This is a genomic window from Mesorhizobium sp. M2D.F.Ca.ET.226.01.1.1 (genome assembly GCF_004022705.2).
GTDB lineage: Bacteria > Pseudomonadota > Alphaproteobacteria > Rhizobiales > Rhizobiaceae > Mesorhizobium.
Genome location: NZ_RZOY02000095.1, coordinates 1 through 314, shown reverse-complemented (window position 1 = coordinate 314; position 314 = coordinate 1). Strand labels below are relative to the sequence as shown.

Genomic DNA, 314 nt, shown 5'->3' with positions numbered 1-314 from the left:
GCAAGACTGGTCCACGGCAGCGTAGAACGACCAATACAGGGCCGCTAGCCCGAACAAGGATGTGACGGCCGCGCAGCATGTTACCCAAGTGGCCAAACTATCGTCATTGATGACGATCTCTCGCTTTGCCGATTCCAAACGTGCCCGAAGGCTGCCGGCTGATGAGGGGTTTCTCACCTTTCTTGTTCCGATTAACGTTTCGATTGCCGCGATCTGGCGTGCAAGCGGTCCTCGAGGAACGATTGCCAGCTCTCTAAAAATCGACAGCGCCAAATTCAATCCGAACGCTAGTTGAAGCAGTCCGGAAAACTCAT

General features: G+C 54.1%; 1 protein-coding gene. It reads right to left on the bottom strand.

The window, feature by feature from the left end; translation table 11 throughout:
• Positions 1 to 314 (bottom strand): hypothetical protein (locus EN869_RS34900; protein WP_210237975.1); only part of this gene is annotated, 314 nt, incomplete at both ends.